The following is a 744-nucleotide window of genomic DNA, read 5'->3' as shown; positions in this document are numbered from 1 at the left end:
TTGGGAGTCTCGTGGTCGAACTCGTGAGTCCAGAAGACATCTTCCTGTTCAAAGCGGTTGCCGGTCGGGTGGACGATATCGAGGATATGTTCTCGTTGATGCAGACCGGCCTCGAGTTCGACGTCGTTGAAGCAGAACTCGAGATGCAGGTCGAACTCTTGGAGCAAGAGCTGTTCGTGACGTACGTCAACGAAGCGTTGACCGATCTCACTGAACAACACAACGTGACGACGCCGTTGCACGGCCCCGTGGCGGAGATCACCGAACGCGTCTACGAAGAGCTCGAAGTGCTACACGCGCTTGACGAACCGAAATCGGTGGCTGACCTGCAACAGGAGCTCGACTGGCCAGCAGCGGACGTACAGGAGATTGTGCGACGTTTGGAAGAGAAAGACACCGTCGCGGTAACCGATGGGCGTGTAGAACGTCGCTCAACGACGATTTGACCACGAGGGTGTAGAAAGTGAGACTCTGTTGAAACTTCTAGACTATGACTGGAAGTGCGTGACACACACAGAGGCTGAAGTCAGCATATACGGAATAATCGGGGGATTGCTGGTTCTCAGTGATAGGACTAAGCCTTCGTGAGTACAGCCAACCAGGTATTTGATTCACCCTCCGACTCGGGATGGCCGTAACTGGCTTCGGAAACTTCCCACGACGTTCCTACCGTCGCCTCTCTAAGACGGTCTATGCTGAATAGCTGGAAGAGCAATGTTCTCCCGATTTCACCGTCGTACTCAC

Annotated in this window: 1 pseudogene; it reads left to right on the top strand. The window is 54.0% G+C overall.

Features of this window, described 5'->3' with window-relative positions:
• A pseudogene (locus DVK06_RS16795) lies at positions 1 to 446 on the top strand (hypothetical protein); the annotation flags it as partial.
• Positions 447 to 744: the final 298 nt, after the last annotated feature.

It is taken from the genome of Halorubrum sp. Atlit-28R (genome assembly GCF_003665955.1).
GTDB classification, from domain to species: Archaea; Halobacteriota; Halobacteria; order Halobacteriales; family Haloferacaceae; genus Halorubrum; species Halorubrum tropicale.
Note: the sequence above shows the minus strand (reverse complement) of the source record. Positions and strands in the feature narration are given on the sequence as shown.